General features: G+C 61.4%; 8 protein-coding genes. All 8 read right to left on the reverse strand.

Annotation, left to right across the window (positions count from 1 at the left end; translation table 11 throughout):
- Positions 1-162: 162 nt before the first annotated feature.
- Positions 163-2,007, reverse strand: coding sequence for a YhgE/Pip family protein (locus G6N83_RS01820; RefSeq protein ID WP_165138722.1), 1,845 nt, complete (start codon positions 2,005-2,007; stop codon positions 163-165).
- Complete coding sequence (locus tag G6N83_RS01825) at positions 2,004-4,865, reverse strand: MMPL family transporter (RefSeq protein WP_165138724.1); 2,862 nt, start codon at positions 4,863-4,865, stop codon at positions 2,004-2,006. The genes G6N83_RS01820 and G6N83_RS01825 overlap by 4 nt, the downstream gene beginning before the upstream one ends.
- A gap of 115 nt (positions 4,866-4,980) precedes the next feature.
- Complete coding sequence (pheT, locus tag G6N83_RS01830; RefSeq protein ID WP_165138726.1) at positions 4,981-7,485, reverse strand: phenylalanine--tRNA ligase subunit beta; 2,505 nt, start codon at positions 7,483-7,485, stop codon at positions 4,981-4,983.
- Positions 7,485-8,534, reverse strand: coding sequence for a phenylalanine--tRNA ligase subunit alpha (gene pheS, locus G6N83_RS01835; RefSeq protein WP_165138728.1), 1,050 nt, complete (start codon positions 8,532-8,534; stop codon positions 7,485-7,487). The genes pheT and pheS overlap by 1 nt, the downstream gene beginning before the upstream one ends.
- 11 nt (positions 8,535-8,545) lie before the next feature.
- On the reverse strand, positions 8,546-9,451 hold the full coding sequence (locus G6N83_RS01840) for an amino acid ABC transporter permease (RefSeq protein WP_165138730.1): 906 nt from the start codon (positions 9,449-9,451) through the stop codon (positions 8,546-8,548).
- Positions 9,448-10,095, reverse strand: a complete 648-nt coding sequence (locus G6N83_RS01845; RefSeq protein WP_375782615.1) for an amino acid ABC transporter permease — start codon at positions 10,093-10,095, stop codon at positions 9,448-9,450. The genes G6N83_RS01840 and G6N83_RS01845 overlap by 4 nt, the downstream gene beginning before the upstream one ends.
- Before the next feature lie 75 nt (positions 10,096-10,170).
- On the reverse strand, positions 10,171-11,037 hold the full coding sequence (locus G6N83_RS01850; RefSeq protein ID WP_165138734.1) for a glutamate ABC transporter substrate-binding protein: 867 nt from the start codon (positions 11,035-11,037) through the stop codon (positions 10,171-10,173).
- A 78-nt stretch (positions 11,038-11,115) separates the two neighbouring features.
- Positions 11,116-11,913: an amino acid ABC transporter ATP-binding protein gene (locus tag G6N83_RS01855; RefSeq protein WP_165138736.1), complete on the reverse strand. Its 798-nt coding sequence runs from the start codon at positions 11,911-11,913 to the stop codon at positions 11,116-11,118.
- Positions 11,914-11,995: the final 82 nt, after the last annotated feature.

Here is an 11,995-nt window from a genome sequence, read left to right on the forward strand (position 1 = left end):
CGACGCCCACACTCCTCCCGAAGGCGGATGCGCGCAGTCGCCTAGAGTCGGCGGCCGTCCAGACGTCGGCGCGCGCTAACCACGCTCGAAACGAGCGAAAGAGAGAAAGGCACAGCCGATGGCATGAAGCGACGATATCGGCATGCGTACGCCGTGCGCAAATCACGAAGCCGTGGCCACGAGCATTCCCCGAAGGACCGATTGCCGCGCGCGAGCCACAGCCGCGACCGTCAGAAGAGCGGCGATGACCCCCCAGATAGCCAGACCGATCGCGGCGGAGAGCACCGCATGCAGTGATCCGCCCACGAGAGCCTGAGCACCCTGCAATGCAAGGCTGAGCGGAAGGAACCCCAGTGCGCTCTCGCTGGAATGAGGCGCCAGGGTTCCCGAGGCGACGAGCTGGAGTCCGAGTGCAACAACCGATACCACGAGACCCGCACGCCCCATCAACGCAACCAGCGCTTGATGAAGGAGAGCAAAAGCCATAGCGGCGACCACTGTGAAAGCGAAGGCGACACCAAGACGCGTTGCTGGAATCCCAACGATAACGATCGCAATCCACACCAGAACCGCCTGCACGAATCCCACGGCGACTGCGACCATCGCACTGTCCGCCGCGATGCGCAGAGCTGACACAGCGGTAGTGAGTCGTGTTCGCGAGAACGGTGCCACCACGAGGAAGGTCGCAAGCGCACCTAGCCACAACGCGACCGGCACCACGGCGCCGAGAGTTGCTGCACGGGCGGTCGTCGGGCCAGCCACAGACGTGACGTCAGCGGTGATGGGCGTCGACACGACTGCCGCGATCGACTTCTGCTGCGCCGCGGAGTAGTCCGGTATGTCAGCTGAAATGGTGTCTAGATCATCGACAACAGTGCCCGTGGCAGCCCCGAGCTCGCCGAGATCTGTTGAAAGTGTCGCTATGCCGGTACCGATCGCCTCGGAGACCTCTGCGGTGTCACCGACATAGCCGTCCAGCGTCGTGAGGCCACGTGCAACCGGGCCACTCACATCAGCGAGGACAGCATCGGCTGCCGCGACACCCACTGCGTACTCGGCGTCGTTTGCGAGCGAGCCTCCCTGTTCGTACAGCTGAGATGCCATCCCGTCCACTTCGTCTTGCAGTGCGACTACGGTGCCCAGGAGATCACTCATCGGTGCTGTCGGATCAGCCCGAATCGCGGCCTCAAGCTCGGCGAGCGCATCGGCGGTCAGCGTCTGGGCGGCAGCGAGCTCGCTGGCGCGTAAGGATCGTTCGCCGAGTGCTTCAGCGAGTTGAGCAGAACCGGCTGCTCCATCCGCGCTGAGACGGCCAAGATCACGTGCGCCGTCCGGAAGCAGACCGAGCACATCCCTGATATCCGCTAGGCCCGTCGCCAGGTCCTCGGAATATCCTGCAATCGTGCCAGCACCGGTGGACGCGGCATCCGTATCGTCAGCGATTTTCGATAGACCCCCACCTATTTCGCCGATGCCGGTATGCAGTTGCGCGAACGAGTCGAGCGTCCCAGAAATGTAGGCGGTCGTGATCGTTGTCGATACACCATTCGGTATGCGCTCGGCGACCGCATCCGCGATGACTCCGCCGGCATAGCCGTGAGCCGTACTCGTCTTGACCGAGATCGTTGCCGCCGCTGGGGTGTCAGACGAGATCGTGGCCACAGACTTCGAAAAGTCGGTGGGAATCGTGACGACAGCAACGTACGTGCCGTCGTCTAACCCCGTGGAAGCGGTCGCGGTGTCGGTCAGTGTCCAGTCGACACCGTTATCTGTCGTGACAAGATTTTCCGTCAACAACTTGCCCGCTATTACGGGTGAGTCCGTGGTGAGTCCGACGGGAACGTCCAGGTTGACGACTGCGACCGGAATCGACTGATCCGCACTCCGAGGCACAAGGGCCAGCACGATGAGAAGCGGCGCCAGCACCGCCACGGCAACAACAATGAGGACTCTTGTTCTGCGGGCTCCCACTTCGGGTGCGCCGACCATGCTCCACAGGGCGCTCATGCGCGGTGTCCTTTCGTTGCGGTGCCGGCATACTCGTCGAGCGCGACCATAACGACATGACGGTCGGTCATGGGCGACTCAACGGATGCAGCAACAACAAGGGTGGTGTCGGTACGAGCGCGAGACACCATGACGGCAACCAGCGCGTTCGCGGCGATTTTGCCCGTCGCATCGATTGCGACCAGACGCGACGATGGGGCTAGCGCCGCCGCGACGTCGAGACTCCACAGCTGAGTGTCGGTGAGCGAACCGACGGGCGTTGAAAGCTCGATCATCGAATGCGCATCGTCGGATACCGCATTCAGCAGGTGATCGTAGGTCTCCGCGGCTTCGGCCACCAGCGCGTCACGCTCGTGGCTGGCACGCGCGGCATCACGCATCCGCGCACGAAGCCGCTCGTGCACGGTCTCGCCTCCCGGCGCATCGGGCACTGCGGGCACGAATCGGCACTCTTTCGAAATCGCTGCACGTTCGAAAGGAACGAGACGGCCAAACACGCTCAGATCTCCCACGGTATCGGCGGCGCGGCCCGCAATCGCCGCTACCACGGCGCCCGAGTGCTCGCCTTCTACGAGTACGACGTCGTGCTCGGAAGCCCGGAAACTCACCGGTGCACTCTGAACCACGGAGAGCCCATCAGCCCAGATGCTAGCGCTCTGATCGCCGCCGTCTTTCACCCACTCGCGTTGGCGCAGCATCCGCTGCACGACTTCACCCTCGATGTCGGCGTTCGGCAGCGCTCTATCGAGCCACTTCGGCACCCACCAGGCTTTGTCGCCGAGCAGCGCCATAACGGCGGGGATGAAGGTCATACGCACGATAAACGCGTCGATGAGAACGCCGATAGCAAGTGCGAACGCGATCGGTTGGATCAGCGCGGCACTACCCGGGACGAACGAAAAGAAGACGGAAAACATAATGAGGGCGGCCGCTGTGATGACTCGAGCGGATGCCGAGAATCCCTGCAGCACCGCAGTGCGCGCACTACCGGTCTCAAAGAACTGTTCCCGCATTCTCGACACGAGGAACACGTGGTAGTCCATTGCTAGTCCGAACAGGACTGCCATCACGAGAATTGGCATGAAGCTCACGACTGGGCCCACTTTCGCGACGCCGATAAGGGACGCACCGAATCCCATTTCGAAGACCAAACGAGTGACTCCCAGCGCACCTCCCACAGTCAGGAGATATCCCACGGTCGCCGACAGCGGTACGGCGATTGAGCGGAACATGATCGTCAGGAGAAGCAGACAGAGTCCCACGACCACGACACCGAACGGCAAGAGCGCAGCGTTGAGGCGCGCTGAAATATCGACCCCGAGCGCCGTCGAGCCAGTGACTTCGAAAGTGAACCCGTTCTTCTTTTCGAAGGAAGGTGCGAGATCTCGAAGGGTGGCCACAAGGTCGGCGGTCGCAGCGGAGGACGGCGAACTTTTCGGAGTGACTGAAAGCACTGCGAAATCGAACGCTTCGTTGGGCGTCGCCTGAGAAACCGCCGCCACGTTCGCAACACCCGCGAACTCAGCATCGAGCGCATCAAGGGCTTTCTCGATATCGAGCGTGTGGGATATATCGGCTGTGACGACGAGTGGACCATTGAACCCAGGACCGAATCCCTCGTCGAGCAGGTCATACGCCACCCTCGCGGGGCTTCCTGGGGGATCATACCCAGCGTCAGGAAGTGTGAGTCGAGCACCGAATGCTGGAATGGCAGCGGCTCCGAGGCATCCGACCACCAGAAGAATCGCCACGATGGGTGTTGCTGTCACGCCTCGCACCCAGATGGGTGGTCGTGATTCTCGCGGAGTGCGTTGCCGACGCCGCACGCGAGGGCGAAGTGCTCCGCCGAAAACCGCGAGCAGTGCCGGCAACAGCGTGAGCGCAACAGCGAGTGCACCCATCACCGCGACGGCCGCGCCCAATCCCATCACCGTGAGGAAAGGAATGCCTGCCACAGAGAGCCCGACCAGCGCGATCATCACTGTGATCCCCGCGAAAACAACCGCTGTGCCCGCGGTAGCCGTGGCGACCGCCACTGATTGCCGAGGGCTCATTCCTGCACGCATCTGCGCGCGGTGACGCGACGTTATGAGAAGTGAGTAGTCGATACCCACCGCAAGCCCCAACATCGTCGCGAGCAGTGGCGCAGTCTGCGAAACCGGTACGAAGGACGCAGTGATGAGGATGGCGCTTGAAGCGAAGCCGACACCGAGCAGGGCGGTGAGCAGCGGAATCCCCGCCGCGACGAGTGAACCGAACGTCAGGGCCAAAACGAGAAAGGCGATGGCGATTCCGAAGAGCTCGGTGAAGTTCGTCGACGACGCCGTCGCTTCCAATCCGGAGTAGGCGACTTTCAGTCCCGCCTCGCTCGCAGGTTGCATCGCAGATTCCGCGTCCGCGACGACGGCGTTGCTTGCTGTAGCGGATGACAGTTGGAGCGCGATGAAAGCCATCGATTTGTCCGAAGAAACCTGAGTGGCTTCTCCTGTGCCCGCGGCCGATGAACCTGCGGCCGCCATGGGGAATGGACACGTCACAGATTTCACCGCGGAAAGGGAGGCGAGCGCTTCACACGCCGTCGACACGACGTCCGCATCGTCGCTGATGTCACCGCCGTCGGAAGCTTGCACGATGACGCGTGCGCTGGCCCCGCTAAGTTGGGGAAAACGCTGCTCAAGAGTCTCAAGAGCCTCTTGAGCCTGGGTACCCGGAATCGTGAATGAGGGCTCGAGATTGCTCGAGCCGCCTCGAACGCCGGCGATGGTGCCAAGTCCAACCGCAAGAACAAGCCAGGCGACGATCACCCACCAGCGATACTTCGCAGAAAAACGGCCTACCCGATAGAGCAACGATGACATCGTCGCGTCCTCCCCGTGGAAGCGCACGCAGGTCGTGCCCCCCGCCGAAGCGTAGCGCAAACCGTGCTACGAGTTCGATCCCCGGCTACTCCAGCACGCGCGAAGCCCCCAGCGGCTACTCCCGAAGGTGTGCGCTGAAGACTTCTTGCGCACGTGTGACTCCGCCCAGTTTTGCTTCCGTGGCTTCTGCCGCGGTCAGCGTGCGATCGGACGCCCGGAAGCGCAATGCGAACGTAAGGCTCTTCTCGCCCGCGTCAACTCCCTGGCCGCGATAGTCGTCGACGAGACGCACTGACTCGAGCAGGTCACCCGCGCCCGCGGCGAGAGCTGCCTGTACTTCAGCCGCCGGCACATCAGCGCCAACAACGAGCGAGACATCCTGTGTTGCCGCGGGATAGCTCGACAGTGATGCCGCAACGACCCGTTCTCCCGCAAGCGAAACCACGAGATCGAGGTCCAACTCAGCGACTGCGACGCGCCCGTGAAGATCGGATGCCTCAACCACAGCAGGCAGCAGCTCCCCGACGTAGCCAACCTCGGTACCGTTGACGCTCAGCGTCCCGGCCCGACCCGGGTGAAGAGCCGCGCGCGTTGTCTGAGATACATCGATCGTCACACCTGCCGCGTTCGCGATGACTCGCACAGCATCGAGCGCGTCGGCGACACCCGCGACCTCAGCGGCACGACCGGGTTGCTTCGGCTGGGTATTTCCGGCGACAAGCATTGCCAAGTAACGGTGCTGCGGCGGAATTGATGCGTCGAGCTCAGTGAGCGTTGCAGCATCGGGTCGAGCCCCAAGCGGCGGGACCGCGCGAGTGCCATATGCCACTCCCGGCTTCGGCAAGAAAACCGATCCCGTCTCGAAGACAGCCACGTCGGTCAACCCGCGCGACACGTTGCGATGTGCGATATCGATCAGGCCGGGCACGAGAGAGCGACGAAGGAATGGAGTTTGACCGTCAAGCGGGTTGGCGAGCGCGATGCTCGGCAGGTGCGAGCCGGCCGCCGAACTATGCAGATCGTTGAGCGCCTCGGTGGTGAAGGGGAACGCCTGCACTTCGGTGTATCCCGCGGCGGCGAGAGAATTCAAGACCCGGCGACGCGCGCTCTGAACCGAAGTCAGACCACGACCCGACGGCGGGGTCGGCAGCACCGATGGCACGCGGTCGAGACCGTGGATTCGCGCAACTTCTTCAGCAAGAGTCCACTTGTCGGTGAGATCTGGACGCCACGATGGCGGTGTGATCTGCCATGAAGTCGCCTGCTCCTCGACGGAGCAGCCGATGAGCTCCAGCGCGTGGCGCACTTCGTCATCGGAGTATTCGACGCCGATGAGACCGCTCACGAAGCCTTCTGGCAGGGTCAGCGGCGTTGGAGACCACTGTGCGTAGACAGCCCCGCCGATGGCGTCGAGGCTCCCGCCCGCGTACTCCACCATGAGCTCCGCCGCGCGCTGTGCCGCCACGAACGGAATGCGTGGGTCAACACCACGCTCAAAGCGCCTCGATGCCTCAGAGGGCAGCTTGTGACGACGCGCGGTTCTCGCAATCGAGACGGTGTCAAAAATCGCAGCCTCGATGAGAACGTTGCGGGTCGACGACGTCATCTCCGTCGTGCCGCCGCCCATCACGCCCGCGAGGCCGACGGGACCCGAGTCATCAGTGATGAGTAGGTCTTCGGTGTGCAGCGCACGGACTTGACCATCGAGTGTCTCGAGCTTCTCCCCCGCTTCGGCACGTCGCACGGTCAATCCGCCACGCAGCTTGTCGAGGTCATAGCCGTGGATCGGCTGACCGAGCTCGATCATCACGTAGTTGGTGATATCGACGAGCACGCCGAGCGAGCGGATGCCCGCGAGCGCAAGACGCGTAATCATCCACGTGGGAGTCGGGCGCGAAGCATCCACATCACGCACAACGCGCGCGACGAGTTCAGTTGCCCCGGCGCGGCCTCGGATTGGTGCACGATCATCGATCACGATCGGAAAGCCATCACCCGGGTGAAGCTCTGTCGTCGGGCGCAATCCGGGGTCGCGGAACGCAGCACCGGTCGCGTGCGAATACTCACGTGCCGCGCCGCGAATCGACAGAGCGTATCCGCGGTCAGGGGTCACATTGATGTCGACGGCGACATCATCGAGCCCGAGCAACGCGATTGCGTCGGTACCTACCGGAGCGTCGAGCCCGAGTTCGACCAGCCGCAGGATGCCGGAGTGCTCCTGACCAAGACCCAGCTCTTTCGCCGACGCGATCATGCCGTCAGAGACATGCCCATAGGTTTTTCGCGCTGCAATCGGGAAGGGCCCAGGAAGAACCGATCCCGGCAGGGTCACGACAACCTTGTCGCCGGCAAAGAAGTTGCCCGCGCCGCATACGATTCCGCGCACGCCGCCGTTGTCGGCACCCACATCGACCTGGCACCAACGAATCGTCTTGCCGTTGGTCTGAGGCTCTTCAATGAACTCCAGCACTTCTCCCACGACGATCGGGCCCTCGAGCTCGAAATCGTGCACATCTTCTTCTTCGAACCCGACGGACACGAATGCTTCGAGGATCTCTTCGGGCGTTGCACCCGCCGGTACCTCAACGAACTCACGCAACCACGACAGCGGAACGCGCATTACACCACCATCCCGAACTGCTCGCTGAAACGTACATCGCCTTCGGCCATGTCACGCATGTCCTGCACATCGCTCCGGAACATCAGCGTCCGCTCGATGCCCATCCCGAACGCGAAACCGGAGTACACATCTGGATCTATGCCGGCCGCGCGCAGCACATTGGCGTTGACCATGCCGCATCCGCCCCATTCAATCCAGCGTGCACCGCCCTTAAACGTCGGGTGCCAAAGGTCAAGCTCTGCCGACGGCTCGGTGAACGGAAAGTAGTTGGTCCGAAAGCGCGTCTTGGCCTCGGGCCCGAACAGAACCTTCGCAGCGTGGTCGAGCGTGCCTTTGAGGTTTGCCATCGTGATGCCCTTATCGATGACGAGACCCTCGAACTGAGTGAACGCAGGAAGATGCGTCGCGTCGAACTCGTCGGTGCGGTAGACCCGCCCCGGGCACAGGATATAAATCGGCAGCTCGCGGTCAAGCATCGAGCGCACCTGCACGGGACTTGTGTGGGTCCGCATAACGAGGTGTCGATCAACCGGATCGACGAAAAATGTGTCTTGCATCTGACGCGCGGGGTGATCGACGTCGAAGTTCAGCGCATCGAAGTTGAACCACTCGTGCTCGAGCTCCGGGCCCTCAGCAATTTCCCACCCCATGCCGACGAAGAGATCGGAAATTTCTTCCTGGAGCAGCGAAATCGGATGCCGCGCTCCGATGCGCGCGCGGTGTGGCTGCGCCGTGATGTCGATGCGTTCAGCATCCAAGCGCGCAGCAGTTTCCGCAGCCGCGAGCTCTCTCTCCCGCGCGGCAAGAGCTTGATTGACGCGACCGCGCGCGCCACCGACGAGCTTGCCGAACTCCGCTTTACGTGCGGGCTCAACATTTCGCAGTTGCGCGTTCAGTTGCGCAAGCGGCGAGACATCGCCTGCGTGCGCCGAACGGGCAGCTTTCAATGTGACGGTGTCGGAAGCCGTTGAAATTGCGGCGAGCGCCGCATCGACGGCAGCCTCAACTGCTTCGGGCGAGATAACGGGGGAATCGGGTGTGTCGGACACGAGAGACGAGTCTACCGAGGGTGCGTCGAACCTTCGGCCTCTGCAGCCGTGATCGCTTGATCCGGATCAACATCGACAGAGGAATTCGCTGTCATGCGCCCACCACCGCTCGCCGTGCGCTTAGACAGCCAGCGTGCAAACCACGACAGTGTGAGGTTGATCGCCAAGTAGATCAACAGAGTCACGGCGAACAGCGAGAAGAGGTAGCGATTGCCGTAGTAGCTTCCGAGATTATTCATATTGGTGCGAATGATCTCGTTGTACCCGACGATGTAGCCGAGTGATGTGTCTTTCAACAGCACGACGAGCTGCGCCACGATGATCGGTAGCATCTGTCGGAAGGCCTGAGGGAATTCGACGAGCATCTTCGATTGAAATTCGCGCATTCCGACGCTCAGCGCGGCCTCGCGCTGCCCACGTGGCAGAGCGACAAGCCCTGCCCTCAACGCCTCGCCGATGAGAGTTCCGTTGTAGATGATGAGCGCAATGACCACTGCGCCGAGCGACCCCGTCGATGCCACGAGCAGGATGAAGAGCATCATGAGCAGCACGGGCATGCCGCGGAAGAATTCGATCACCCATGCCGTGGGAATGCGCACCCACGCAATAGCGGAGCTGCGCAAAAGCGACAGCACGATCCCGAGTGGGATTGCGCCCAGGGTTGCGAGCCCGGCTGCGCGGAGAGTGCCGAGCACACCCTCTCCGATGAACGTCCACACCTGGGGATCCGAGAAGATGTCCCAGCGAGTGCCGTCAAACATGCCAGGAAGCGTGATACCCCCGGATTCACGAGGCGCTGCAAGCAGAATTACGAGCCACGCCAATCCCGCGGCAATGACCGCAAGCGAAATGATGGAGGCGATAAGCGACGCCCGACGAGCCTTCGGCCCTGGTGCATCGAAAAGGACACTTGTCATCGGCTCATCACCCAACGCTTTTCAATAATCCCGGCTGCGAATCCGAGCGGGACTGTAATTACGAGGTACAGCGCTGCGGCAATAAGCAAGATCGGAATCACGATGTTCCCGTTGTCGTTGGCGAGTTGGCGAGTAGTTGCAAAGAGCTCAACCACGAAGAACCCGCCCGCAACCGAAGTGTTCTTCGTCAGCGCGATGAAAACGTTGATGAGGGGCGGCACCGTCATGCGAAATGCCTGTGGCAAGACAACGAGGGTGACGGTGGTTCCAAAACCCAATCCGATGCTTCGCGCAGCCTCCGCTTGCCCCACGGGCACCCCGTTGATTCCGGAGCGCAATGCCTCCGCGACAAACGGTGATGTGTAGTAACTCAGCGCCACAAAAGCCAAGAGGAGATACGGCACACGCAACCCCAGCATCGGGAGTACAAACGCTGTGAAGAAGAACACAAGGGTCAACGGGGTGTTTCGAGCGATCTCCGTCCAGAACGCAGCGAACCAGCTCAGCACCGGCACCGGAGAGACGCGCATCGCGGCGATGAGTGTTCCGATGATAAGAGCCGTGATGCCCGAAACCACCAGAAGAAGCAGCGTCACGCGGAACCCCTCCCAGAATTCCGGCATGAGCGACCACAGCTGTTCCACCATGTGCTGTCCTCTCACAAATGATCAGGTGAAGTGCTGTCCGGGCCGAGACGCTCGGCCCGGACAGCGAACGCGCTAGTACCGGTCCGGAGTCGGCGGGTCGACGTAAGGCAGAACGGTGCCTGCCGTCTTGTTCCACGCTTCTTCGTAGCTGCCGTCTTCGTAGCTAGCCTCGAGAACGTCGTTTATCCACATTCTGAAGTCGGTGTCATCGAGCGCGAGACCGATTCCGTACGGCTCTTCGGTGAACGGTTCGCCAACAACCTTGAACTCGCCTTCGTTCTGAGCTGCAAGACCGGCGAGGATCACGTTGTCTGTAGACACAGCAACTACTGCACCATTTCGAAGTGGCTCGAGGCAGTTCGAGTAGGTATCGGTGAGAACGGGCTCAGCGCCGATCTCTTCCAGCATTGCCGCCGGAGTAGAGCCGGTAACTGAGCACACAGGCTGACCGACGAGATCATCTTCGCTGGTGATGTCCTCGTTGTCGGCAAGAACCAGAATCGACTGTCCTGCCATGTAGTACGGACCCGCGAATGAGACTACTTCTTTACGTTCATCGTTGATCGTGTAGGTCGCGATGACGAGATCGACCTGACCGTTCTCGATGAACGGCTCGCGGTTGGCGGAAACCGTTTCTTTCCACTCGATGTTCTCCTCGGAAATACCGAGCTCAGCCGCGATGATCTTTCCGATCTCGACGTCGAACCCCTCGGGCGTACCACTCGGGCCCATGAGCCCGAAAAGAGGCTGGTCGAATTTGGTGCCGATGGTGATTTTGCCAGCTTCGTTGAGCGCGGCCATCGTCGTGCCCTCTTCGAAGCTGACGTCGGCGGGAGCTGGTGCAGCGTCATCTCCGCTATCGGTACTGCCGGCGCAGGCAGAAAGAGCCAATGCGCCCACGGCAGCCAGTGCAATGAGGGGGGTTCTCATTCGCTTCATGTCTTCGTCCTTTGCTGTGTGCGGGCCGCTTGTGCCGCCCATCTTCGGTTCCCTGATGCTTATGGCATCCGGGTCGTATTAGTGCTCGAGGATTTTGGACAAAAAGTCCTGCGCCCTCTCGCTCTGAGGATTGGTGAAGAACTGCTCGGGTGTCGCTTCTTCGACGATCGCGCCATCCGCCATGAAGAGCACGCGGTCTGCCGCTTTACGGGCAAACCCCATTTCGTGGGTGACGACGATCATGGTCATGCCCTCTGTCGCGAGACCGACCATCACGTCGAGTACTTCGTTGATCATCTCGGGGTCGAGTGCGCTGGTCGGTTCGTCCATCAGGATGAGCTTGGGGTCCATCGCGAGCGAGCGGGCGATGGCGACTCTTTGCTGTTGTCCGCCCGAAAGTTGACTGGGCATCTTCTTCGCCTGGTTAGCGACACCGACACGGTCAAGCAACTGCATCGCTTTCTCGTTTGCCGCTTTCCTGCTCATCCCCCGCACTCTGACCGGCCCAAGAGTGACGTTTTCAAGCACCGTCTTATGAGCGAAGAGATTGAAGGATTGGAAGACCATCCCGACATCGGCGCGGAGTTGGGCGAGTTGTTTGCCTTCCTCAGGAAGGGCCTGTCCATCGATTGAAATACGACCAGCGTCGATCGTTTCGAGTCGATTGATCGCTCGGCAAAGAGTCGACTTACCGGAGCCCGACGGGCCGATAACGACGACGACCTCGCCGCGATTCACAACCGTCGAGATATCGCGTAGTACGTGCAGCTCACCGAAATGCTTATCGACATTTTCTATGACGACCAGCGGCTCACCCCGCCGTACGGTGATGTTCGACGTTCGTGGTGCTGGGTTTCCCGCATCAACCGATGACATAGGTAGACCATAGGTGGCTCTCAGTCGACACCCAAGGGGTTGACGAGAGCTTTACTTACACGTAACAGGGCGAACGATGGCG

Source organism: Microbacterium endophyticum, from assembly GCF_011047135.1.
Taxonomy (GTDB): Bacteria; Actinomycetota; Actinomycetes; order Actinomycetales; family Microbacteriaceae; genus Microbacterium; species Microbacterium endophyticum.

Bases quoted from the DNA above. Each gene is read 5' to 3' on its own strand.
- G6N83_RS01850 (WP_165138734.1), bottom strand. From the start codon at position 11,037: ATGAAGCGAATGAGAACCCCCCTCATTGCACTGGCTGCCGTGGGCGCA.
- G6N83_RS01840 (WP_165138730.1), bottom strand. From the start codon at position 9,451: ATGACAAGTGTCCTTTTCGATGCACCAGGGCCGAAGGCTCGTCGGGCG.
- G6N83_RS01855 (WP_165138736.1), bottom strand. From the start codon at position 11,913: ATGTCATCGGTTGATGCGGGAAACCCAGCACCACGAACGTCGAACATC.
- pheT (WP_165138726.1), bottom strand. From the start codon at position 7,485: ATGCGCGTTCCGCTGTCGTGGTTGCGTGAGTTCGTTGAGGTACCGGCG.
- G6N83_RS01825 (WP_165138724.1), bottom strand. From the start codon at position 4,865: ATGTCATCGTTGCTCTATCGGGTAGGCCGTTTTTCTGCGAAGTATCGC.
- G6N83_RS01820 (WP_165138722.1), bottom strand. From the start codon at position 2,007: ATGAGCGCCCTGTGGAGCATGGTCGGCGCACCCGAAGTGGGAGCCCGC.